At 71.0% G+C, this 22,382-nt stretch carries 21 protein-coding genes; 12 read left to right on the top strand and 9 right to left on the bottom strand.

Translation table 11 applies throughout. The features are described 5' to 3' along the window. Position 1: 1 nt before the first annotated feature. The 7 genes from alc (at position 2) to ABEA24_RS24975 (ending at position 5,638) form a co-directional block, all read left to right on the top strand. Positions 2-1,039 carry an allantoicase gene (gene alc / locus ABEA24_RS25005; protein ID WP_345433472.1) on the top strand — a complete coding sequence of 346 codons (1,038 nt, stop codon included), beginning with the start codon at positions 2-4 and terminating at the stop codon, positions 1,037-1,039. An 87-nt stretch (positions 1,040-1,126) separates the two neighbouring features. Then, positions 1,127-1,429, top strand: a complete 303-nt coding sequence (locus tag ABEA24_RS25000; RefSeq protein WP_345433471.1) for an urease subunit gamma — start codon at positions 1,127-1,129, stop codon at positions 1,427-1,429. A gap of 58 nt (positions 1,430-1,487) precedes the next feature. Next, a complete protein-coding gene (locus tag ABEA24_RS24995) occupies positions 1,488-1,790 on the top strand; it encodes an urease subunit beta (protein WP_345433470.1) in 303 nt (100 codons plus the stop codon). Next, on the top strand, positions 1,783-3,480 hold the full coding sequence (locus ABEA24_RS24990; RefSeq protein ID WP_345433469.1) for an urease subunit alpha: 1,698 nt from the start codon (positions 1,783-1,785) through the stop codon (positions 3,478-3,480). Before ABEA24_RS24995 ends, ABEA24_RS24990 begins: the two co-directional genes overlap by 8 nt. A 10-nt stretch (positions 3,481-3,490) precedes the next feature. Then, complete coding sequence (locus tag ABEA24_RS24985; RefSeq protein WP_345433468.1) at positions 3,491-4,192, top strand: urease accessory protein UreF; 702 nt, start codon at positions 3,491-3,493, stop codon at positions 4,190-4,192. 16 nt (positions 4,193-4,208) lie between these two features. Next, a complete protein-coding gene (gene ureG, locus ABEA24_RS24980) occupies positions 4,209-4,862 on the top strand; it encodes an urease accessory protein UreG (protein ID WP_345433467.1) in 654 nt (217 codons plus the stop codon). Next, entirely contained in the window at positions 4,859-5,638 is a 780-nt protein-coding gene (locus ABEA24_RS24975; RefSeq protein ID WP_345433466.1) for an urease accessory protein UreD, read from the top strand. Before ureG ends, ABEA24_RS24975 begins: the two co-directional genes overlap by 4 nt. A 52-nt stretch (positions 5,639-5,690) precedes the next feature. On the opposite strand, the gene ABEA24_RS24970 is transcribed toward ABEA24_RS24975, so the two are convergent. Continuing rightward, positions 5,691-7,202 (bottom strand): helix-turn-helix domain-containing protein, encoded by a 1,512-nt coding sequence (locus tag ABEA24_RS24970; protein WP_345433465.1) that lies wholly within the window; start codon positions 7,200-7,202, stop codon positions 5,691-5,693. Between the two features lie 95 nt (positions 7,203-7,297). On the opposite strand from ABEA24_RS24970, the gene ABEA24_RS24965 reads away from it, so the two are divergent. From ABEA24_RS24965 to ABEA24_RS24955, 3 genes are read left to right on the top strand one after another with little or no spacing between them, the layout of a single operon-like run. Next, positions 7,298-7,759 (top strand): nucleoside deaminase, encoded by a 462-nt coding sequence (locus tag ABEA24_RS24965; RefSeq protein WP_345433464.1) that lies wholly within the window; start codon positions 7,298-7,300, stop codon positions 7,757-7,759. After that, positions 7,756-8,724, top strand: a complete 969-nt coding sequence (locus ABEA24_RS24960) for an isopenicillin N synthase family dioxygenase (protein WP_345433463.1) — start codon at positions 7,756-7,758, stop codon at positions 8,722-8,724. Before ABEA24_RS24965 ends, ABEA24_RS24960 begins: the two co-directional genes overlap by 4 nt. Positions 8,725-8,754: 30 nt before the next feature. Continuing rightward, complete coding sequence (locus ABEA24_RS24955; RefSeq protein WP_345433462.1) at positions 8,755-10,155, top strand: purine-cytosine permease family protein; 1,401 nt, start codon at positions 8,755-8,757, stop codon at positions 10,153-10,155. A 7-nt stretch (positions 10,156-10,162) separates the two neighbouring features. Here the strand turns inward: ABEA24_RS24955 and ABEA24_RS24950 are convergent, their stop codons facing one another. Both ABEA24_RS24950 and ABEA24_RS24945 read right to left on the bottom strand, forming a co-directional pair. Then, entirely contained in the window at positions 10,163-11,740 is a 1,578-nt protein-coding gene (locus ABEA24_RS24950; protein ID WP_345433461.1) for an alkaline phosphatase family protein, read from the bottom strand. Between the two features lie 254 nt (positions 11,741-11,994). After that, complete coding sequence (locus tag ABEA24_RS24945; protein ID WP_345433459.1) at positions 11,995-13,749, bottom strand: purine-cytosine permease family protein; 1,755 nt, start codon at positions 13,747-13,749, stop codon at positions 11,995-11,997. A 219-nt stretch (positions 13,750-13,968) separates the two neighbouring features. Here ABEA24_RS24945 and ABEA24_RS24940 point away from each other — a divergent pair, with 219 nt between their 5' ends. Both ABEA24_RS24940 and ABEA24_RS24935 read left to right on the top strand, forming a co-directional pair. Next, positions 13,969-14,208 carry a helix-turn-helix domain-containing protein gene (locus ABEA24_RS24940; protein WP_345433771.1) on the top strand — a complete coding sequence of 80 codons (240 nt, stop codon included), beginning with the start codon at positions 13,969-13,971 and terminating at the stop codon, positions 14,206-14,208. A 512-nt stretch (positions 14,209-14,720) separates the two neighbouring features. Beyond that, entirely contained in the window at positions 14,721-15,920 is a 1,200-nt protein-coding gene (locus tag ABEA24_RS24935) for a hypothetical protein (protein ID WP_345433458.1), read from the top strand. Between the two features lie 25 nt (positions 15,921-15,945). Here ABEA24_RS24935 and ABEA24_RS24930 read toward each other — a convergent pair whose 3' ends face one another. From ABEA24_RS24930 to ABEA24_RS24905, 6 genes are all read right to left on the bottom strand, one after another. After that, positions 15,946-16,929 carry an NAD-dependent epimerase/dehydratase family protein gene (locus ABEA24_RS24930; protein WP_345433457.1) on the bottom strand — a complete coding sequence of 328 codons (984 nt, stop codon included), beginning with the start codon at positions 16,927-16,929 and terminating at the stop codon, positions 15,946-15,948. A gap of 190 nt (positions 16,930-17,119) precedes the next feature. Further along, positions 17,120-18,961 (bottom strand): glycoside hydrolase family 15 protein, encoded by a 1,842-nt coding sequence (locus ABEA24_RS24925; protein WP_345433456.1) that lies wholly within the window; start codon positions 18,959-18,961, stop codon positions 17,120-17,122. Between the two features lie 12 nt (positions 18,962-18,973). Then, positions 18,974-19,579, bottom strand: a complete 606-nt coding sequence (locus tag ABEA24_RS24920) for a hypothetical protein (RefSeq protein ID WP_345433455.1) — start codon at positions 19,577-19,579, stop codon at positions 18,974-18,976. Next, a complete protein-coding gene (locus ABEA24_RS24915) occupies positions 19,576-20,793 on the bottom strand; it encodes a molybdopterin-dependent oxidoreductase (RefSeq protein ID WP_345433454.1) in 1,218 nt (405 codons plus the stop codon). The genes ABEA24_RS24920 and ABEA24_RS24915 overlap by 4 nt, the downstream gene beginning before the upstream one ends. A gap of 228 nt (positions 20,794-21,021) precedes the next feature. Beyond that, positions 21,022-21,696: a TIGR04282 family arsenosugar biosynthesis glycosyltransferase gene (locus ABEA24_RS24910; RefSeq protein ID WP_345433453.1), complete on the bottom strand. Its 675-nt coding sequence runs from the start codon at positions 21,694-21,696 to the stop codon at positions 21,022-21,024. Further along, positions 21,693-22,352 carry a glycosyltransferase family 2 protein gene (locus ABEA24_RS24905; protein ID WP_345433452.1) on the bottom strand — a complete coding sequence of 220 codons (660 nt, stop codon included), beginning with the start codon at positions 22,350-22,352 and terminating at the stop codon, positions 21,693-21,695. Before ABEA24_RS24905 ends, ABEA24_RS24910 begins: the two co-directional genes overlap by 4 nt. Positions 22,353-22,382 lie beyond the last annotated feature (30 nt).

The raw sequence follows: 22,382 nt of genomic DNA, 5'->3' as shown, positions 1-22,382 counted from the left end.
GATGGCCGATTTCACATTGTTGCCGGATCTCGCGGTCCGGAACCTCGGCGGATCCGTCATCGCCGCGAGCGACGAGTCCTTCGCGGAGCGGGAGAACCTGATCAACCCCTGGCCGGCCGGGCACCAGGCGGAGACCTTCGGGCGGAAGGGCCAGGTCTACGACGGCTGGGAGACCGCGCGGCGGCGGCCGTCCGCGCTCGGGCTGAAGGTCGACGACCGCGGCCACGACTGGGCGCTGGTCCGGCTCGGACTGCCCGGCGTGATCCGGGGGGTCGTCATCGACACCGCCTGGTTCCGGGGGAACTTCCCGACGTACGCCTCGGTCGAGGCGTGCGCGGCGGAGGGCCATCCGTCGGCCGAGGAACTGGCCGCCCGCGCGTGGGTGGAGATCGTGCCGCGGAGCCCGCTGACCGGGGACGCCGAGCACCGGTTCCCGGTCCTGGCAGCGCGGCGGTTCACCCATGTCCGCCTGAACATCTTCCCGGACGGCGGTGTCGCGCGGCTCCGCGTGCACGGCGAGGTCGTCCCGGATCCGCGGCTGCTGACCGGCCTGACGGTGGACCTGGCCGCGCTGGAGAACGGCGCGCGCGTCACCGGCTGCTCGAATCTGTTCTACTCCGCGCCGGCGAACATCCTGGCCCCAGGCCTGCCACGCCACCAGGGCGAGGGCTGGGAGACCGCGCGGCGGCGCGACGACGGCAACGACTGGGTCACGGTGGAGCTGGCCGCCCGAGGGACGCCGAGGCTGGTCGAGATCGACACCACGCACCTGAAGTTCAACGCCCCGGGCTGGGCGGCGCTCTCCGGCCGGGACGCCCGGGTGTCGGAGGAGTGGACCCCTCTCCTGCCGCCCACCCGGATCCAGCCGGACGGCCGCCACCGGTTCCGGCTCGACTCTGCCGCCCCACCGGCCGAGGTGACCCACGTACGGCTGGACATCTACCCCGACGGGGGTGTGGGCCGGCTCCGTGTCTGGGGTGAGCTGACGGCCGACGGCGAGCGGGCTCTCCGCGACCGCTGGGACGCCTTCGATGCCTGACTCCGCCGCGGCCGGCTCACGTGAAGTTCCTGTTACATCCCTGACCGTCCCGTTCCCGCGGGCTCAAGCGAAAGGTAGCGTCCAGCTGTGCTGATCAGCCCACACGAGCAGGAGCGGCTGCTGATCCATGTGGCGGCCGGCCTCGCCCGCGACCGGCGTGCCCGCGGGTTGCGGCTCAACCATCCCGAGGCCACCGCGGTCATCGCCTCGTACGTCCTGGAGGGCGCCCGCGACGGGCGGAGCGTCGCCGAGCTCATGGAGGCCGGGCGCACCGTGCTCACCCGCGAGGACGTCATGGAGGGGATCCCGGAGATGCTCGACTCCGTGCAGGTCGAGGCGACCTTCCCGGACGGCACCAAGCTCGTCACCGTCCACCGGCCGATTCCATGACGTCGCCCCGCGGCCGGCGGTCCGTGCCGGTCCTGCCCGGAGCAGAGAAGAGGTTCGGATGAGCGCGGGTTCCGCCCCGGGCGAGATCGTGACCGGACATGGAGCGGTGGAGCTGAACCCCGGCCGTCCGCGTACGACGATCACGGTCGTCAACACCGGGGACCGGCCGGTGCAGGTCGGCTCGCACTATCACTTCGCGCAGGCCAACGACGCGCTCGACTTCGACCGGGAGGCCGCGCGCGGCCACCGGCTCGACGTGCCCGCGGGCACCGCCGTGCGGTTCGAGCCGGGCATCGCGCGCGAGGTGTCGCTGGTGCCCTTCGGCGGGCGCGCGGTCGTACCGGGGCTGCGCCATGACTGAGATCTCCCGCTCTCGCTACGCCCAGCTGTACGGACCGACCGTCGGCGACCGCGTACGCCTGGCCGACACCGACCTGTTCATCGAGGTCACCGAGGATCTGTCCCGGGGCGCGGGGGCCGGCGACGAGGCGGTCTTCGGCGGCGGCAAGGTGATCCGCGAGTCGATGGGCCAAGGTGTGGCGACGCGCGCCGAGGGGGCGCCCGATCTGGTGATCACCGGCGTCGTCGTGCTGGACCACTGGGGTGTCGTCAAGGCCGACGTGGGCGTGCGCGACGGCCGGATCGTCGCGCTCGGCAAGGCCGGCAACCCGGACACGATGGACGGGGTCCATCCCGGCCTGGTGATCGGCCCGTCCACCGAGATCCTGGCCGGCAACGGCAGGATCCTCACGGCCGGGGCGGTCGACTCGCACGTCCACCTGATCTGCCCGCAGCTCGTCGGCGAGGCCCTCGGCGCCGGTATCACCACGCTCATCGGCGGCGGCACCGGCCCGGCCGAGGGCACCAAGGCGACGACGGTGACCCCCGGCGCCTGGCACCTCGCCCGGATGCTGGAGGCGATGGACTCCTTCCCGGTCAACGTGGCGCTGCTCGCGAAGGGCAACACGGTGTCCGAGGAGGGCATGTGGGAGGCGCTGCGCGGCGGCGCGTCTGGCTTCAAACTGCACGAGGACTGGGGATCGACCCCGGCGGCGATCGACGCGTGCCTGCGCGTCGCCGACGCCTCCGGAGTCCAGGTGGCCCTGCACTCCGACACCCTCAACGAGGCCGGGTACGTCGAGTCGACGCTGAACGCCATCGGCGGCCGGTCCATCCACGCGTACCACACCGAAGGCGCCGGCGGCGGCCACGCGCCGGACATCATCACGGCCGCCGGGTACCCGAACATCCTGCCGTCCTCGACCAACCCGACCCGGCCGCACACGGTCAACACGCTCGACGAGCACCTCGACATGCTCATGGTCTGCCACCACCTGAACCCATCGGTGCCGGAGGACCTCGCGTTCGCCGAGTCGCGGATCCGCCCGACCACGATGGCGGCCGAGGACGTCCTGCACGACATCGGCGCGATCTCGATGATCGGCTCGGACTCCCAGGCCATGGGCCGGATCGGCGAGACCGTGATCCGCACCTGGCAGACCGCGCACGTGATGAAGGGCCACCGCGGCGGCCTGGACGACAACCTCCGCGCCCGTCGCTACGTCGCCAAGTACACGATCTGCCCGGCGATCGCGCACGGTCTCGACGCGGAGGTCGGCTCGGTCGAGGTGGGCAAGCTCGCCGACCTGGTGCTGTGGGATCCGGCGTTCTTCGGCGTGCGGCCGCACGTCGTGCTCAAGGGCGGCATGATCGCCTGGGGGCAGATGGGCGACGCGAACGCCTCGATCCCGACGCCGCAGCCGGTGTTCCCCCGCCCGATGTGGGGCGCGACCGCGGCCCCGGCCACCTCGGTGCACTTCGTGGCCCCGGCCGCGCTGGAGGACGGCCTCGCCGAGCGCCTCGACGTGCGGCGGCGCCTGATCGCCATCAAGGACACCCGGCGGCTGGCCAAGGCGGACATGCCGCTCAACGACGCACTCCCGGAGATCAAGGTCGACCCGGACACCTTCACGGTCAGCGTCGACGGGAACGAGGTCGAGCCCGCGCCCGCGTCCGAGCTGCCCATGGCCCAGCGGTACTTCCTCTTCTGATGGACCGCTGATGGACGCCGCACTGCTGCTGCTCGCCGACTCGCGGCTTCCCGCCGGTGGGCACGCGCACTCCGGCGGCCTCGAGACGGCCGCCGCGACCGGCGTCGTCCGCGACCTGGCCACCCTCGCCACATTCCTGCGCGGCCGGCTCGCGACCACGGGCCTCGTCACGGCGGGCCTGGCGGCGGCCGCCTGCGAGTCCGCGGCCCGGGTACGGCCCGATGCGGATGCCGGCGCGCCGCCTGGGGACCTCGCCGGCTGGGCGCGGCTCGACGCCGAGGCCGACGCGCGCACCCCGTCGCCCGCGCAGCGCCGGGCCTCACGGGCGCAGGGGCGGGCGCTGCTGCGCGTCGCCCGCGTCACCTGGCCCGGTCCCGTTCTGGAGACCCTGGCCGCCGCGTCCGGCGGCCCGCACCATCCGGTCGCGCTCGGCGCCGCGGTCGCCGCCGCGGGCGGCGCTCCGGAACGGGCGGCGCAGATCGCGGCGTACGGCTCGGTGACCGGTCCGGCCTCCGCGGCGGTCCGCCTGCTCGGGCTCGATCCCCTGGGCGTGCACCGGGTGCTCGCCGGCCTCGCCGGACGGATCGACGCCGTCGCGGAGGAGGCGGCCGAGGCCGTACGCGCCGGTGACCTGCCCGCGGCGTCCGCGCCCGCGTTGGACGTGTTCGCCGAGCTTCACCAGCAGGCCGAGCTGCGCCTGTTCGAATCCTGAGATCGGAGGCCCTCTTTTGGGACTGGACCACAGCCACGACCCGCACGAGCCGCGGTCGCACCGCGCCCTGCGGCTCGGCATCGGAGGCCCGGTCGGCAGCGGCAAGACCGCCCTGGTCGCCGCGCTGTGCCGCCTGCTCCGCGACGAGGTCGCGCTGGCCGTCGTCACGAACGACATCTACACGACCGAGGACGCCGACTTCCTGCGGCGGAACGGCGTGCTCGACGACGACCGGATCGCGGCCGTACGCACCGGCTGCTGCCCGCACACGGCGATCCGCGACGACATCTCCGCCAACCTCGACGCCGTCGAGGCGCTGGAGGACCGGCACGGCCCGCTCGACCTGGTGGTCGTGGAGAGCGGCGGCGACAACCTCACCGCGACGTTCAGCCGCGGGCTGGTCGACCGGCAGATCTTCGTCCTCGACGTGTCCGGCGGCGACAAGGTCCCCCGTAAGGGCGGACCGGGCGTCACCACCGCCGACCTGCTGGTGATCAACAAGACCGACCTCGCGCCGTTGGTCGGCGCCGACCTGACCGTCATGGCGCGCGACGCCGAACGCGTGCGGGCCGGCCTGCCGATCGCCTTCACCTCGCTGCGGGAACGCCCGGACGTCCCGGAGGTGACCGCCTGGGTCCGCTCCGCCCTCGCCGAACGCGCCCCCGCGTGACTCTTGCCGCGCGGGCCCGCACGGCCGTTCCCACGGACACCGGCCGGGGCGCGGGTGCCGACGGGCGCACCGGTTTCGCGGCCCGCGCCGCCGTGCGCGCCGAGCGCGGCCCCGGCGGGCGGACCCGGATCACGCGGTTGAGGTCGGACGGCCCGCTCGCGCTGCGCGAGTCCGGTGACTCGGTCTACCTGGTCGGCGCGGGGGCGGGGCCGCTGGGCGGCGACGACCTGGAGCTGACGATCGGGGTCGGCCCGGGGGCGCGGCTCGACGTCCGCTCGGCCGCGGCGGCGCTCGTTCTGCCGGGACGCCGGGACGCCGGGGCGTCACGCCTGATCGTACGAGCCGACGTCGCGGCCGGAGGGCGGCTCGTGTTCGCCCCCGAACCCACGATCGCCGCGGCCGGCTGCGACCACCACGCGCTGGCGGAGGTCACTCTCGACGAAGGCGCGGAGCTGGTGTGGCGGGAGGAGATCGTCCTCGGCCGCCACGGTGAGCCTTCGGGACGCTATGTCAGCCGGTTCGACGTCACGGCGGGCACGACGCCGCTGCTCCGCCACGAACTGCGGATCGACGAGAACGCCACGAGCGGCGCCGTGCTCGGCGACGCGGGGGCCGTCGGCACCCTGCTGATCACCGGCGTCACCGCGGAGCCGCACGCCGACGAAGGGCTGGCCGTGCTACCGCTGGCCGGCTCCGGCGTCCTGGTGACGGCCATGGCCGCCGACACCGTACGGCTGCGGGAGCGATTGGACCGGGGCCGCCGCCTCTTCACCTGACGCGCGGTCCCCCAAGGGTAGATCGAGACCCGGAAGCGTTGACCGGGCCCGGTCAGCGGCCGGTGACGCGGTGGGCGGCGGTGGCCAGGAGCAGGGCGGCGTGCACGTCGGGGTCGGTGACCGTGTGGCCGAGCAGTGCCTCGATGCGCTGCAGACGCTGGTAGAACGACTGGCGGCGCAGGTGGAGCACTGCCGCCGTCCGGGTGGCGCTGCAGCCGTGCAACAGGAATGTCTCCAGGGTGCGCACCAGGTCCGTACGGTGTGCGGCGTCCCACTCCACGAGCGGGCCGATGGTGTGGCGGACCAGGTGGCCGAGGTGGCCGCTCCCGCCGTGGCGGGTGAGTTCCAGGTCGAGCGCGATGGAGCGCGCGCTGATCAGGCGGGAGCCGGGCCGCAGGTCCAGGGCGGCCCGGGCGTCGCGCAGCGAACCGCCGAGTTCGCCGACCTCGGTCGCCGGATGTCCGACGGCGATCCGCACCTGCGGCGCGCTCAGCCGGCGGAGAGCCTCGTCGAGCGCCTGCTGCGCCGCACCCACGACGTCGCCGACACTGCGGGGGACGGCCAGGACGCCCAGGACGAGCCGGGACACCCGGCCGCGCAGCGCGGGCGTGTGCAGGACCCGGGCGGCTCGGTCGATGACGGCCAGCGCCGCCGCGGTCTCCAGCGCGTCGGCCGCGAGCCCGATGAGCAGGTGATCCGCCGCCGGGCGGAAGCCCGCCAGCGCCGCCCGTACCGACGACTCGGCCTGGCCTTCGGCGGTGCCCTCCAGAAGGTCGGTGAGCAGGGCGGCGGCCAGCCGGTCGGGTTCGCGCGGCGGGTCGCCGGTGCGCAGCATCGCCAGCGCCAGCGCGACCGTGGTCCGCTCCAGCGCCACCGCCAGGTCCTCGGCGGGCAGCGGGGAGCCCGGCCCGGCGATCAGCCGTCCCCACGTGGTCCCCAGCACGGTGACCGGCGCCTCGGCGAGCGGCGTCTCCGCGGCCCGCCACGCCTCGCGGTCGCCGGCGACGCCGTGCGCGGCGACCAGCGCCCCGTTGTCGGCGACCAGGATCAACGGCCCGTCCACCACCCCGGCGGCTGCCGCGAGAAGCCCGGGGACGCCGATGCCCGCGATCAGGACGTCGTTGAGCGCGCGGCTGATGGAATCGCCCAGCCGCAGCCGGTGGCCCGCCTGGTCGACGATGCGGGTGTTGGCGACCTCGGCGATCCGGCTGAAGGGGACGACGGCGTTCAGGGCGATGAACGGCAGTGCCTGCCGGCGGGCCTCGGTCACAAGTTCGCCCGGTACCTCGGGGAACGTCCGGCCGAGCTCCAGCGCGACGCCGGCGACGTCGCGTTCGGCGATCTCCCGGAGGTAGTGCCGCCGCGCTCCGGCGTCGGTGCCCGACAGGCCGAGGCCGGTGGTCAGCAGCAGTTCGCCGCCGGTCAGCAGCGGGCCGATCTCGTAGATCTCGCTCGAGTGCACCCAGCGGACGATGCGGTCGAGCGCAGTCTCGCCGGCGAGCACCACGGGGCAGGCCTCGCGCATCACGTCGAACGCGAGGATCTCGCGGAGCGTGAGGGCCATCACACCCTCTCCTGACGGATCGTCCAGTTCAGAGGCTAATAGTACGGACGTCATGTCCATTCCCCCTTCCCGGGTCGCCCGGCGATAGTGAGCCCATGACCAGTGATGTCGTCGATGACGCGGCGATGCTGAGCGTCGCGCTGGAGGAGGCGCGCGCCGGGTATGCCGCGGGCGGCGTCCCGGTCGGGGCCGCGCTGTTCGGCGCCGACGGGCGGCTGCTCGGGCGTGGGCACAACCGGCGGGTGCAGGACGACGACCCGTCGACGCACGGCGAGACCGCGGCGTTCCGCGCGGCCGGCCGGCAGTCCACGTACCGCGGTACCACCATGGCCACGACGCTGTCGCCGTGCTGGTACTGCAGCGGGCTGATCCTGCAGTTCGGCATCTCCCGGGTGGTCGTCGGCGAGGCGCGGACGTTCGAGGGCCACCACGAGTGGCTGGCCGGGCACGGTGTCGAGGTCGCCGTGTTCGACGATCCGGAGTGCGCCGAGCTCATGACCGCCTTCATCAAGGAACGCCCCGACATCTGGAACGAGGACATCGGAGAGAGCTCATGAGTACGAGTGGCGTCGTTCCCGTCATCGACCTCACCGCCTGGTTCGAGGGCGACGCCGCCGCCCGGGCGGACGTCGCGGCGCGCGTCGACGCCGCCCTGGGGGAGATCGGTTTCCTGGTGGTCACCGGGCACGGAGTGCCGGCCCCGTTGCGTGAACGGATCCGCTCGGCGGCCAAACGGTTCTTCGCGCTCCCCGACGCGGTGAAGGAACCGTACGCCGTCACGGTCGGCGAGCGCGGCTGGCTGCCGCCCGGCGTCGAGGCCAACGGCTACGCCGAGGGCACGCCGACCCCGCCGGACCTGAAGGAGACGTTCGCGGTCGGCGCCGACCGGCCGACCGGCGACGCGGAGATCGACGCCGAGTGGTTCCTGCCGAACGTCTGGCCGACCGAGGAGCCTGACCTCGAACCGTTGCTCACCGACTACCTCGACCGGATGCGGGCGCTCGCCGACGAGCTGCTGAGGTTGTGCGCGGCGGCGCTCGGGCTCGCGCCGGACTTCTTCACGGCAGAGACGGGGCACCCGTCGTACACGCTGAACATCAACCGGTATCCGCCGCTGTCCCAGGTGGGCCCGGCCGAGCCGGGGCAGTTCCGCATCGGCCCGCACACCGACTTCGGCACCGTCACGATCCTCGACCGGCAGAACGGCGTTGGCGGCCTGCAGGTGTACAGCGCCGACGGCGGCTGGGTGAACGCGCCGTACGTCGAGGACTCCTTCACCATCAACATCGGGGACCTGCTGGCCCGCTGGACCGGTGACCGCTGGCGGTCGAACCGGCACCGGGTCCTGCCACCGGATCCCAGCGCCCCGGACGAGGAACTCGTCTCGCTCATCTACTTCTACGAGTGCGATCCCGGCGCCCGAATCGAGTCCATCGCGCCGCCGATCGGCCGGGTGACCCATGAGCCGGTGCGCGCCTCCGACTATCTCCTCGACAGGCTCAACGCCATCACGGTGGGCTGAGCACTCCCCGCTGGATCGAAAGGCACGCCCATGACGGTGCTCAAGGAGCCCGCTCCCTCCCTGGACGTACGGGAGGGCACGTACGGTGAGAAGGTCGCGGCGGTCGAGCCAGGCGGCGCGGAGTTCATCCCCCTCGCCGAGCGCCACGGCCGGCCCCGGCAGCTGCTGTGGACCTGGACGTCGCCGAATCTGGAGTTCGCCACCGTGTTCCTCGGCGTGCTCGCGGTGGGCGCGTTCGGGCTGAGCTTCTGGCAGGCGGCGCTGGCGATCGTCGTCGGCACGGCCCTCGGCTCGGTGACCCACGGCGTGCTGTCGGCGCGCGGCCCGGCGCACGGGGTGCCCCAGATGGTGCTCAGCCGGATCTCCTTCGGCCACTGGGGCAACGCGCTGCCGGCCGGGCTGAACGCCGTCGTCGCGGGGATCGGCTGGTTCGCCGTGAACAGCGTCAGCGGCGCGCTCGCGCTGAACACGCTGACCGGCTGGCCGCAGGCGCTGTGCCTGGTCATCGTCGTCGTCGCCATGGTGGTGCTGGCCTTCTTCGGGCACAACCTCGTGCACGCCTTCGAGAAATACGCCCTGCCGGTGCTCGCCGTGGTCTTCGCCGTGGCCTCTGTGATCATTCTGGCGAAGTCTCACCCTGGCGCCCCGGGGCACGGCGGAGGCATGGGCGGTTTCCTGCTGACCGTCGGCGCGACATTCGGGTACGCGGCCGGCTGGAACCCGTACGCGGCCGACTACACGCGCTACCTCCCGGCGGAGAGCAGCCGGAAGGCCGTCGGTCTGTACGCCGGGCTCGGCGTGTTCGTCTCCTGTGTCGTCCTGGAGATCGTCGGAGCGGCGTCCGTCACGATCGGCGGCGACGCGCTGGGCCAGCCCACCTCGGCCTTCACCGGTCACCTCCCGACGGCCGTCGCCGACCTCACACTGGTGGCGATCGCGCTCGGCGGCATCGCGGCCAACGCGCTGAACGTCTACTCGGGGGCGATGTCCTTCGTAGCCCTGGGCATCAAGCTGCCGATGACACTGCGGCGGGCCATCGTCGCCGTCGTGTTCGGCGCGATCGGCTTCGTCGTCGCGCTGTCCGGCCTCCACGACGCCGGGCAGAAGTACGAGGCGTTCCTCCTTGTGATCTCGTACTGGATCGGCCCCTGGCTCGCCGTGGTCCTGCTCGACCAGTACCTGCGACGCGGTACGGACGTGGACGGCCTGCTCTTCGACAGGCGGCACCGCAACTGGGCCGGGCCGGTCGCGATGCTGGTCGGCGTGGTGCTGTCGGTGTGGCTTTTCTCCAACCAGCAGAAGTACGTCGGGCCAGTGCCGAAGCACGTCAAATCGGTCGGCGACATCGCGTTCGAGGTCGGCTTCGTGATCTCGGCTCTGGTGTACCTCGTGCTGCGGCGGCCGAAGGCCGGGCGCGCCGGGGAGGTGTGACCCGGCTCTATCGGCGGTGGCGGTGAGCGGCGTCGGCGAAGGCCGCACTGGTCTCGCCGGCGCGTCGCATCGGAGGATCGTCGGCGGTGACGCGGAGGATCTCGGGTTCCCCGACGTCGGTGAGTATCTGCCGCACCAGGTCGGCTTGGCGAGCGAAGTCCTGGTAGTGGCGTGGAACCGGCCCGGTCGCCGCCGGCGCGGCTTCCTCGGACAGGCGTGGAGGAGAGGCTGCGTACGCGGACAGGTCAGGGAGGTCGTCGCGGCGCGGTTCGGGGAGGCTGAGCATCGAATGGAACGGGGCGGCCCAGTCGTCGCGGTCGGTGAGAGGCGCGGCGTTCGGTGCGAACAGTGCGCGCAGCGTGGCGGGGATGCTCGCGTGGTCGCGGACCTCGGCGTCGACGGTGCTTTTTGGGATGTAAGGCGAGACCACGATCGCCGGAACACGCGGACCCAACATCGTGAAGTCGAAGGCCGCGGCCTTGCGGTGGTAGAGCAGATGGCACAGGCGGGACAGACGGCCGATGGGATCGCCGGGCGCCGGAACCCCGGTCGGCGGGGGAACGTGATCGTAGAAACCGCCGTGCTCGTCGTACGTGATCAGGAGGATGCTGCGTTCGAACACGTCCCGGTTCGCATGTAGCGCCTCATAGATCGTGGCGATGAGGGTCTCGGCACGGGCGAAGTCGATGTCCCCACCATCGGCGAAGGTGTCGTACGCGTTGTCGTCGACCAGGTTGTTGCCGGGGTGCTGGCTGTTGCTGCGGTCGCGAGTGCCGATGAGCGGAGTGTGGTCGAGCGTGTGAACGGGTGGGCGGTGATTCGGCTCCACGAACGAGTAGGTGGGAAGCGACCCGGTCTTGGCATGCCGAATGAAGTCAGCGTGTGGGAACCAGCGCGCGTGACGTTCCGGGAGGTTCCACAGATGGGGGAAGGCCCACACCTGTGGGGTGTCATCGTGATAGATATGCCAGGTTTTCCCTTGCTCTTCAAGTAGTTCGAAGATCGTGCGGTCGGTATAGGAACGGACGTTGATGTCGGTCTCGCCATCAGAGGTCGCGGCATGCATGAAGTTGCGATTCGGCCAGGTCTCGCCGGGAACCGAGCAGAACCAGCGGGTGCAGACCGCGAAATCGAGAGCGAGGCGGCTCAGCACCGGCGCTCGCTCTTGGCGCTGGCAGTGCATGATCAGCGGCCCGCGTCCGGTGATCGGAGCCTTCCGGGACGACGCATGACGGGCCCACCAGTTGAGCAGTCCGCCGGCCAGCCCACCGAAGGTCGGCGGACACAAGCCGCGGCCCTTCTTCTCGTAGCTGGCGACGAAGCCGGTGTTGGTCGGCCGCCTCCCGATGCGGCGGAGGGCGAGCTGTTCCATCACCGCATCATGCGAATGATCCGGATCGACGGGCAGGACCATCTTCGCCGTGGGTCGGGCTCTCACTTTCGACCCTGGCGGCCAGGCTGGATTGCTGAACTCTCCGCCGTCGAGGCCATCGAATGCTGAATCAGGGTGACGGAGAAAGCCGAGCATGTGATCGAATGACCGATTCTCCAAGGCCAAGACGATGACGTGTTGAATATCCGGCATGTCTCTATGACGCAATGATTCAGATTGAGTGAATAGGGCCGAAGGTCCTGACCCGCAGTGGAGTCGACTGCAAGCAAGATAGACGGCTAAAATAGAGTAATGCGTCCGATGACGCAAAGTAAATGATCCCTGACCGGTCGTGGCAGAGGCCGGCGCGCCGGTAGCCCGCTTGCGTGGCGTCCCGGTCGGCGAATGGTGTGCGCCGACCGGGACGCCGGGGGCTGCGGCGGGTGGGGAATCGCCGGTGGCCGCGCTCAGTCCTTCTGCGCGTCTTGGGCCGGCGCGCTTCTCGCGCCGATGGTGGGCATGGCGAGGTCCACCGGTCCTGCGCTCCTGCTCTTGCACTGGTCGTGGCAGTTCTTCTCCAGGCTGCAGCAGAGCGAGCAGATCGTCCCTGAGTGGAACGGGCACCCGGCGATGTCGGGACGTTCGAAGACGTCTTGGCAAACGGTGCAGGTGAGGGTGGCCGCGGAGGGCAGGCCGTCGACGAAGAGCGGCTCGGGCAGGTCGTCGGTTCGGGCGATGTAGTACCGGCCCTTCGTCGCCACGGCGAGAACCGGGGAGAGGACCATCGCGATGCCCAGGGCGATGAAGGGGGAGAACGCCTTGCCGTACGGTCCGAAGGCGTTGAAGTACGCCAGGATGGAGACGGCCGAGGCGACGAGCATGGAGCCGAAGCCGACAGGGTTGAAGTTGTACAGGTGAGCTCGTTTGAACTCGATGTAGGACGGGCTGAGCTTCAGCGGCTTGTTGATCATCAAGTCGGCGACGACCGCGCCGATCCAGGCGATGGCCACGTTGGAGTAGAAGCCGAGGACCGTGTTGAGGAAGCCGAAGACCCCGCCCTCCATGAGCGCGAGTGCGACGCCGACGTTGAGGAAGATCCATACCACCCGGCCGGGATGCCAGTGCAGCAGCCGGGAGAAGAAGTTGGACCAGGACAGGGACCCGGAGTAGGCGTTGGTCGTGTTGATCTTGATCTGGGACAGCACGACGAAGAAGGTGGCCAGGCCCAGCGCGACGGGTGCGGCGAAGGTGCGGAAACCGGCGAGGTACTGCTGGATCGGCTGATCCGCCTTCACCAGACCGACGCTGTCGGCGATGTAGAAGGCCAGAAAGGCGCCGCCGAGTTGTTTGAACGCGCCGAGGATCACCCATCCGGGGCCGGCGCTGAGCACGGCCGCCCACCACGTGCGGGAGTTCTCCGGGGTCTTGTCGGGCATGAAGCGCAGGTAGTCCACCTGCTCGCCGATCTGCGCGATCAGAGAGAGCGCGACGCCCGCTCCGGCGCCCACACCGAGCATGCTGAACGCGGATCCGGTGGGTGAGTTGCCGGCGAAGTGGGTGAAGCGCGCGAACTTGTGGGGGTCCTGGACGGCGATGGAGATGAACGGGGCGACCATCAGGACCAGCCAGATGGGCTGCGTCCATACCTGCATCTTCGACAGCGCGGTCATGCCGTAGATCACCAATGGGATGATCGCCAGCGAGGCGATGAGGTAGGCCACGGGAAGCGGAATGTGCAGGCCCAGTTGGAGTGCCTGGGCCATGATCGAGCCTTCGAGAGCGAAGAAGATGAAGGTGAAGCTCGCGTAGATGACCGAGGTGAGGGTCGATCCCAGATATCCGAAACCGGCCCCTCGGGTCAGCAGATCCATGTCGATGGAGTACTTGGCCGAGTAGTACGAGATCGGGATGCCGGTGGCGAAGATGACGACGGCGGCGGCCAGGATCGCGATGAGCGCGTTGGTGAAGCCGTTGGAGATGGCGATGGATCCGCCGATGGCGAAGTCCGCCAGGTAGGCGATGCCGCCGAGCGCCGTGGTGGCGACGACATAAGGGGTCCAGCGGCGGAAGGACTTCGGCGCGTAGCGAAGCGAGTAGTCCTCGAGCGTGGAGTTCTGTGTCCAGCCGTTGTATCGGCGGGAGGTCGTTCCCGAGGCGACGTCCGGGGGGTTCTCCGATGCCTGTCCGGGCGTCGCCGCCCGGCTGTCCACTGCTTCGGTCACGGTCTGCTCTCCTCTGCGGGGGTGAAGGCTGCGCTCTCCGAGACGTGAGGGGTGACGAGAAGAGCTTCCGGCCGCAGTGTTGCGTGCGGGTTTCGCCCGGTGGTCGGCGTTGTTCGGCGGCCATCACCCCGCCCACGCCTCGACCGTTACGGTGCATTCGTGACAGAGGTCAACATGCGCCACCTCCGGTCATTCGCGATGGTCGCGTAGGAGTCGACCATCACGCGGGCCGCGGAGCGGCTGCATCTGGCTCAGCAGGCGGTCTCGACCCACATCCAGCAGCTCGAACGGGCGCTCGGCGTCACCTTGCTGGTGCGTACCTCGCGCGGGGTGGTCGGGTACGGACCTCGGCGAAGCGCAGCCGCTCGTCGCCCACCGGTGTCCACAGGAACGCGGCGTCGGCGCCGCCCGAGGTCAGCAGTGGCAGCGGTGGAGCGGATGGATGGCGCGGTTCGGTGAGCTCAAACGCACGGGCCGTCGTCGGCCATCTGGCGGGCGGTGGCGCGCTCCTCGTCAGTGTCGTGGTCATCGCCGCGGTCGCTGTCCAATCCTTATGCGCTCGCCGGAGTTCTCCCAAATCGCGGTTCGCGGTGGTGGTGTAGCCGAATACCGTGCCCGGCCATCCCTACGGTGAAGGCGTGCTTCGTTTCCGGCTGGCGACATCAGATGCTGATGCGGGCCATGACCGGTCTCAGCTGTCTTCGGAGTCAGGCGGCGGGCTCCGACGGTCTCCACGTATCGGTTCGAAGGTAGGACATCATCGTCAGCCGGGCCCAGTTCGGGGTCACGATGGACCGGAAAGGCGGCGACCAGGACGGGGGGAGTGGCTGTCCCTCGTCGTCTGGGCCGCGTTGATCGTGGGCTCGTTCGAGGCGGGCGCGATGCTGCGCCGGGCTGGGGCGATACCGGTGGACGCGTTTCCGCCGTTGCACGCCGAGCCTCGGTTACTGCTCCGTCCCCTGCTGCCCGCGGTGGCCTTTGGACTGGTCGGGGTGGCGGTACTCCCGGTGATGACGCGGCGGTTGCCCTGGCGACTGCTGTTGGCGGTCGCGTGGCTCGGCTCGGCGGGCTGGGCGGTGGTGCTCCAGCTTCCCGATGGCATCGCGCGACCACTGACCACGCCGACCGAGTACCTCGCCGGGCTGCCTGCCATGGGTGACGATCCCCTGGGCTGGCTGCGTGCCTTCACCATGGAGATGCCGTCCTTTCCCACGCACGTGAAGGGGCATCCGCCGCTGCCCATGCTCGTTCTGTGGGCGGTCCAGTGGACAGGGCTGGCCGGCGCGGGGTGGGCGGCTGCTCTTGTGATCACGGTTGGGGCTTCGGCGGCGGCCGCCATCGCGGTCACCGTACGGGTGATCGCGGGCGAGGACGTCGCCCGCCGGGCGGTGCCGTTCCTCGTGCTCTCGCCCATCGCGCTTTGGGTCGCCACCAGTATGGACGCCCTCTTCCTCGGGGTGGCGGCATCGGCGGTGGCTCTGGTCGCCGTCGCGACCGTCGAGCCGGACTCGTCCCTGAGCCGTATGGCCGGCCGGGGCGTGCGTATCGGGCAATTGAACCGGGCGATGGTCGCGTTGGCGGGAGGGTTGCTGCTCGGTTCCCTGCCGTATCTGAGTTATGGCCTGTTGCCGATCTTCGCGCTGCCGCTCGCGGTGCTGGTGCTGACGCGGCCGGCCTGGCCGGTTCTCATCGCGCTCGTGGCTGGATGCCCGGTCGTTCCGATCGCCTTCACCGTCGCCGGGTTCTCCTGGTGGGAGGGGGTGCTCGGGACGCATGTCGCCTGGCTCATCTCTCATGGCTCCAGGCGACCGTACGCCTACTTTCTCGTCGGTGACCTCGCTGTCCTGGCCCTTCTGGTCGGCCCTGCGGCCGCCGTGGCCCTGCCGGCCGCGCTGCGGCACGCCGCCCGTCTCGTATTCACCACATCTCCCGGTGGCCGAGGACGTCTCGGCCCGGACACACTCGGGTGGCCGGCCGCGGCCGCACTTGCCGGGGTCCTCGCGCTGGATCTGTCCGGCGTCACATGTGGCGAGGTGGAGCGCATCTGGATCCCCTACGCGGCGTGGGTCGTGACCGTCACGGCCGTCCACCGGCCACCGGCTCGCGCGATGCTGCTCGGGCAAACGGCGACCGCCCTTCTGATCGAGGCCCTCGCGCGGTCGCCATGGTGAGGCGCACGTCGCATGGCGGAGCTGTTCAGGCGTGCTCAGCGAACTCGGCCATGCCGTCCTCGAAGCGGATCGACGCGCGGAAGCCGAGTTCGGCGGCGGCCCGGTCGGGGGCGGCGACGATGTGCCGGACGTCGCCCAGCCGGTAGTCGCCGGTCACGACCGGGTCGGGGCCGCTGTAGGCCTTGGCGAGCGCAGCGGCCATCTCCCCGACCGTGTGCGGCTCCCCACTGGCGATGTTGTACGCGCGCGGTCCGCCGGGGGTGCCGGGTGCGTCGAGCGCGAGGACGTTGGCACGGGCGACGTCCCGGACGTGGACGAAGTCGCGCCGCTGGCCACCGTCCTCGAAGACGAGCGGCGGCTCGCCGTGTTCGAGGCGGGAGCGGAAGATGGCGGCGACGCCCGCGTAGGGGGTGTCGCGAGGCATCCTCGGCCCGTAGACGTTGTGGTAGCGCAGCGCCGTGACGGTCCCGCCGGTCGCCCGCGCCCATGAGGCGGCGAGGTGTTCCTGGGCGAGTTTGGTGTCGGCGTAGGCGTTGCGGGGGTCCATCGGGGCGTCCTCGTCGACGGTGCCGGGGGTCAGCGGCGCGGCGCAGGTGGGGCAGCGCGGTGCGAAACGGCCGGCGGCGAGGTCGCCGGCCGCCCGGGGGCCGGGCCGGACCCGGCCGTGGTCCGGGCAGTCGTAGGCGCCTTCGCCGTATACCACCATCGAGGAGGCCAGGACGAGGCGCCCGATCTCGGCGCGGGCCATCTCGGCGAGCAGCACCGCCGTGCCCAGGGCGTTGGCCGAGGCGTACGCGGGGAGGTCGGAGACGTCGACACCGAGGCCGACCTTGGCCGCCTGGTGGCAGACCGCGTCGACCCCGGCGAGCGCGCGCCCGACCGTGTCGGCGTTCCGGACGTCCTCGCCGGACCGAAGGTCGAGCGTTCGTACGTCGTCGCCCCGCGCGCGCAGGGCGTCGACGATATGGGAGCCGATGAAGCCGGAGGATCCGGTCACGAGTACGCGCATGCCCGCACGCTAACCGGAGAGCGCCTCGCGGAGTTCCGTGGCGCGGTCGGCTGTACGCATCCTGTAATAACTGCGGCATTCGATGGGTGCCCGCCGACCATCACATAGCGCCGGCGGCATGTGAGATGCGGCGTGTGCTGTCCTTGCCACAGTGCGCACGGCCGGTCCCAAGGCTCCATGGCTCCTCGGCTCAGGGCTGCGGCCCGGCGTCAAAGCGCGCGTCCTGGCGGTCGCGGATGGCGCATGCGGCGTTGATCAGGCCGATGTGACTGAACGCCTGGGGGAAGTTTCCGATGGGTTCGCCGGTGTCGGTGTCGACCTCTTCGGCGAGCAGGCCAACGTCGTTGGCGTGCGAGACCGCGGTCTGGAAGACCCGCTCTGCTCGTGCGGCCTGGCCTGTCAGGGCGAGAGCGTGGGCCAGCCAGAACGCGCAGAGGAGGAAGGTTCCTTCGCCGCCGGGCAGCCCGTCCGCGGTGGTGTACCGGCGCACGAGGCCGCGGGCGTCGGTGAGGTTCGTCGCTATGGCGTTCACGGTGGCCTGGACGCGCGGGTCATCGCCGGGCAGGAATCCGACCATGGGGATCGTCAGCGCGGACGCGTCCAGATGCGGGTCGCCGAAGGCCTGGGTGAACGCGCCGGCGTCCGGGTTCCAGCCCTGCGTGAGGATCGCCGTACGGATCTGGGCGCGGATCCGTTCCCAGCCGCCGACGCGGTCGGTCGCGCCGAGGGCGGGGGCCAGGGCGATGGCGCGGTCGAGGGCCACCCAGCACATGAGCTTGGAGTGCAGGAAGTGCCGACTCGGTCCGCGGATCTCCCAGATGCCCTGATCGGGCTCCTGCCAGCGGCGGGCGGCAGTCTCGGCGGCGCCGAGCAGGAACGTGCGTGTGATCGGGTCGTACTGCCGGTGCGTCGTGGTGGAGTGGAGCTGGTGGGCGGCGTCGAGCAGTTCGCCGTAGACGTCGAGCTGGCGCTGGCGCCATGCGTCGTTGCCGACGCGCACGGGGGCGCTGCCGCGCCAGCCGGTCAGATGCGGCAGCGGGCGTTCGCTGAGATCGCGTTCTCCGCCGACGCCGTACATGATCTGCAGATCGGAGGCGTGGTCGAGCCGGGTGGCCGCCGCGCGTGCGAGGAAGCCGAAGAACGCCGCTTCCTCCTTCTCACACGCCGCGCTGTCCAGGGCCTGCAAGGTGAGGCTGGCGTCCCGGACCCAGGTGTAGCGGTAGTCCCAGTTGCGTACTCCACCGGCCTCCTCCGGTAGCGAGGTGGTGGCCGCGGCGACGATCGCCCCGGTGGGGGCGAATGTCAGTGCGCGAAGCACCCGCCCGCTGTGGGCCACCTGGTTCTGCCAGGGCCCCTGGTAGCGGGCGTGTTGTCGGGACCAGGACCGCCAGCCTTCGATGGTGTCCTTGATCCGGCGGTGAATGAGCCGCTGGTTCCAGCACTGCGGTTCGGTCTCCCAGGCCGCGCCGGCGTGGAGCGCGAGGCCGAAGCGTTGCCCGGCGGTGAGGGTGACCGTGGCATGCGCGGTGGAACCGTCGGTCTCCAGATCGGCGGGGATCGACAGGGTGAGGACGTGCGCGCCGCCACGGGCGATCAGGCCACCGCGCACCGGTTCCATCAGGGGGCGCACGAGACCGAACTCCGGGCGCGGCGCGTACGTCACGGCGAGGGTGACGGTGCCCTCCACGCAGGTCGCTTCGCGGAGAAGGACACCGGGTGAGGACGCGCCGATCCCGTGCCCACGCTCGCGCCTGCCGAAAGCGAGCGCGTCGACGAGCACGGCCGTGCCGCCGGGGGTATGGAAGGTGGTCTCCAGGACGAGCGTGCCCTCGATGTACCTGCGAGTGATCTCGGCGGGACCGGTGGGGCGGATGGACCAGTGGCCGGCGTCGTCGTCGAGGAGACGGGCGAAGAACGCCGGACTGTCGAACCGGGGGAAGCACAGCCAGTCGACAGAGCCGTCCGAGGCGACCAAGGCGGCCGACCGGCAGTCCCCCAGAAACGCGTAGTCGCTGATCGGCCGTGTGCTCATCAGGCGGCCCCCCTACTTCCGGTGGGGTTTTTCCGGTCGCCGTCTCCGGCGCGGCCCGCGCCGTGCGGCCGCCGCGGTCCGCAGCCGTACGGCGTAGATGATGGCGGAGCCGGCGAACAGCAGGCCCGTGACCAGGAGCCACCGCCCCAGATAGGGGCTGAGACCCAGCCCGACCGCTTTCCGGTAGGTCTCTCCGGATTGCCGCAGGATGAGCGGGAACCAGACGAGCAGCAGGAGCGCCGACAGCCCGGCGGGGACGCGAACGTAGTTGACCCACGGCCGCCACCGGACGTGCGGGCCCGGTCGGCGCCGTCCCCACGGGCGTCGCTGTACGGCCACGTCGGCGAGCGTGTAGAGCGGGAAGAGCACGAGGTCGTGCACGATCGCCGCGCCGACGAACCAGATCACGAAGCCCACCCAGATTCCGGCGGCGGCGACCCGGCTCGCGGCATAGCCGGCCAGGGCGAAGCAGGCGAGCAGGGCGAGCAGATGCAGGGGATCGGCGCCATAGTGCGCGGCGATCCGCTGACGGACGGCGGCGAGCGGACGCCGGAGGTCGTCCCGGGGATGCACGGCGATCCGCCGGCGGGCGTTCTGGGACGGCGGTTTGGCTTTCATGATCGTGCGGGCCGGAAGGTGAGACGGGTGACCCACTTGGTGTTGTGCACGCCTGGCGCGTTCGGAACGATGATCCGGGCGGGGAACCCGTGGTCGAGGGACAGGTCGGCGCCGTTGACGCGCAGCGCGAGCAGCGAGGCCCGGTCCGCGACCTGGCGGGCGCTGAGGGTCACGTGGCCGAAGACCCCTCCGCGTTCGAGGGACTCGACGAAGACCTCGTCTCTGCCGGGCGTGGCTCCGGCCAGCCGGGCGAGGTCGGCCAGGCGCACGCCGGTCCATCTCTGCAGGGTGGACCATCCCTCGACGCAGGCGATCGGGAGGTCGTAGGTGTACTGGGGCATGGCCAGCAGATCCGGGCGGGCCAGGCGCATCCGCTGTGGACCGAGCAGTTCCAGTCGCCAGTCCGGTCCGGCCTCGCGCGCTGTGATGCCCTTGGCGGCCGCGGTCTTGTTCACCTGGAAGTCGTTGGGGCCAGTGCCGTATTCGCGTCCGTGCGGGGACAGCAGCGCGGTACGCCGCAGCGGCCCGTCGATCGTCTGGCCGACGGAAAGGCCGAACAGCGTCAGTGACGCGCCGCCCACGAAGCCGAGCAGCCCGCGTCGTGAGACGGTCGGATCCGCCGGGTCGACCGCGACCAGACCGTCGGGGTCGGGTGGTTCGGGGCGGGTCTCCGCCAGACCGGTACGCAGTTCCTGCCGGAAGCTGCGCGAACGCAGCGCGCTGATCATCCTTGGCAGCTTCAACGCGACATGGACGACGAACGCGCCCAAGAAGATCCACGCCCCGTACAGGTGCGCCGGATAGAAGAACGGAAAGACGTAGAACAGCTGGATGTTGAGGATGCCGGTGACGAACTCGAACACCCCGCCACCGACCAGCAGCAGCAGGCTCACCCGCTCCAGTGCCTGAGCCGGAGAACGCGCCGGAGGCCAGTCGAACAGCTTGGGGATGACCGACCACAGTTTGGCCAGCAGCACGGGAACGAGCGTGATCCCGAGGATGACGTGGATCGCCTGGCTCAGCCGGTACAACCAGACCGGCCGGGTCGGCCAATCGAACAGGTAGAAGCCCAGCACGCCCTTCTGCGGCGTCAGGTCGTTCCCCGCCAACCGCGGATCGTAGGCGGCGTACGACAGCAGCCCGGTCACCGCGAGCATCGTGATACCGACCAGCAGGACGACACCGAACACCGACGTCAGCCACGGACCGCGCACCGGGCTGCGCCAGAACTCACGGCGAAACGGCCCCGGCGGTGGATGCGCGGTCAGCCAGGCGATTCCCCGCCTGCCACCAGGCATCGTCCGCCGGCCCGGCCGATCAGCGGAACGGGCCTCGTTCCGTGCGTCTCGCGGCGATGGTTGATCTGCCACGGCTCCCCCCGAAAGCCACTCTTCCTCCCATTCCCCACAACGTCGGGCCCGATTCCCCATGTGCGGGAAGGGTCATGGTCCGGACCGCCGCCGTGGCGAGGCGATGGCAGGAGCGAGGTCGCGTACGCAGGCGGCGAAACGGGTCCGTGGGGCGATACGCGCGACCGCGGCGGCGTCCACGGCGGTGTCGACGTCGCGCAGCAACGGAAGATCGGCCACTCGCAGGCCGGCGGAGCACAGCCGTTCCCGCTGTACGGCTCCGGTGACCAGAGTGGACATGGGCACGCCCTGCAGCAGGCCCGGGTCAGGCTCCCGTAATCCCAAGGCCCAAAAGCCGCCGTCGGCGGCCGGACCGAACCACGCGTCCACGCCATCCCAGCCGACGGTGAGCAGATCGGGCGTGATCTGCGGAGTGTCCATACCGATCAACAGAGCAGGCCCGGACACCTCCGCGAACGCCGCCGCCAGCCTCTCGTCCAGCCCTCCCGTCACCTGGGGGACGATCTCGAATCCGTTCGGAACCCACGCCCCGGGCCGGCCGTCCAGGACCAGGACGCGGCGGCAGGCGGGCGCGGCGAGCACCGCACGCAACGTGTCCGCCAGCGCGGCCTCGGCGAGCACGGCCGCCTGCTCGAACGAGTACGGAGGCACGAGCCGTGTCTTGACCCGCCCCGGCACCGGCCGCTTCGCGATGACCAGCAGAGTCGTCGCCGCACCGTCAGGTGAGAAAGCGCGACCGCCCTTCACCGGGTGAGCACCGCGCTCATGTCCTGGACCGCCTGGCGGAAGCCGCGGAACGTCCCGGTGACCTTCGAGTGGCCGATCCGCGGCAGGTAGTCGACCTCGACCTCACGCACCCGCCAGCCGGCGTCCGCCGCACGTACCAGCATCTCCAGCGCATAACCGCACCGCCGATCGACCAACTCCAACGCGAGGAGGTCCACGCGCCTGGCCGCCCGCATCGGCCCGAGATCACGCACCCGGATGCCGGTGCGCCGTCGGATGCGTCGTGCCAACGCCCGGTTGGCCAGCCGGCCCGGCAACGGCCAGACCCCATGCGCGACCGGCCGACGGCGCCCCAGCAGCAGATCGGCCGAGCCGTCCAAGACCGGTCCGGTGACCCGCGAAAGCTGACGCGGATCCAGACTCGCATCGCAGTCACAGAAGCAGACCACCTCGGTGACAGCCGCCGAAAGCCCCGCGTGGCACGCCGCGCCGAACCCACGCAGCGGTTCCTCGACGACCACGGCGCCCAGCGACCGGGCCACCTCTCCCGACCCGTCCACGGAGCCGTTGTCGACCACGATCGGGCGAAACCCGTCAGGGAACCGACCGAGCACCCACGGCAGGGCCGCGGCCTCATCCAGGCACGGCAGGATTACGTCAACGACCACACTGGTCACGCTCAGTGATATTCCCTCGGTGCCCAGGAC

This window comes from Actinoallomurus vinaceus (assembly GCF_039542055.1).
In the GTDB taxonomy this organism is placed as follows: domain Bacteria; phylum Actinomycetota; class Actinomycetes; order Streptosporangiales; family Streptosporangiaceae; genus Actinoallomurus; species Actinoallomurus vinaceus.
The sequence above is the reverse complement of the archived record's forward strand: the minus strand, read 5'-3'. Positions and strand labels throughout refer to the sequence as shown.

Excerpts from the sequence above, each read along its gene's own strand:
- ABEA24_RS24995 (WP_345433470.1), top strand. The coding sequence starts at position 1,488 with ATGAGCGCGGGTTCCGCCCCGGGCGAGATCGTGACCGGACATGGAGCG.
- ABEA24_RS24970 (WP_345433465.1), bottom strand. The coding sequence starts at position 7,202 with ATGGCCCTCACGCTCCGCGAGATCCTCGCGTTCGACGTGATGCGCGAG.
- ABEA24_RS24955 (WP_345433462.1), top strand. The coding sequence starts at position 8,755 with ATGACGGTGCTCAAGGAGCCCGCTCCCTCCCTGGACGTACGGGAGGGC.
- ABEA24_RS24950 (WP_345433461.1), bottom strand. The coding sequence starts at position 11,740 with ATGCCGGATATTCAACACGTCATCGTCTTGGCCTTGGAGAATCGGTCA.
- ABEA24_RS24965 (WP_345433464.1), top strand. The coding sequence starts at position 7,298 with ATGACCAGTGATGTCGTCGATGACGCGGCGATGCTGAGCGTCGCGCTG.
- ABEA24_RS24960 (WP_345433463.1), top strand. The coding sequence starts at position 7,756 with ATGAGTACGAGTGGCGTCGTTCCCGTCATCGACCTCACCGCCTGGTTC.
- ABEA24_RS24930 (WP_345433457.1), bottom strand. The coding sequence starts at position 16,929 with ATGCGCGTACTCGTGACCGGATCCTCCGGCTTCATCGGCTCCCATATC.
- alc (WP_345433472.1), top strand. The coding sequence starts at position 2 with ATGGCCGATTTCACATTGTTGCCGGATCTCGCGGTCCGGAACCTCGGC.
- ABEA24_RS24990 (WP_345433469.1), top strand. The coding sequence starts at position 1,783 with ATGACTGAGATCTCCCGCTCTCGCTACGCCCAGCTGTACGGACCGACC.
- ABEA24_RS24920 (WP_345433455.1), bottom strand. The coding sequence starts at position 19,579 with ATGAAAGCCAAACCGCCGTCCCAGAACGCCCGCCGGCGGATCGCCGTG.
- ABEA24_RS24925 (WP_345433456.1), bottom strand. The coding sequence starts at position 18,961 with ATGAGCACACGGCCGATCAGCGACTACGCGTTTCTGGGGGACTGCCGG.
- ABEA24_RS24985 (WP_345433468.1), top strand. The coding sequence starts at position 3,491 with ATGGACGCCGCACTGCTGCTGCTCGCCGACTCGCGGCTTCCCGCCGGT.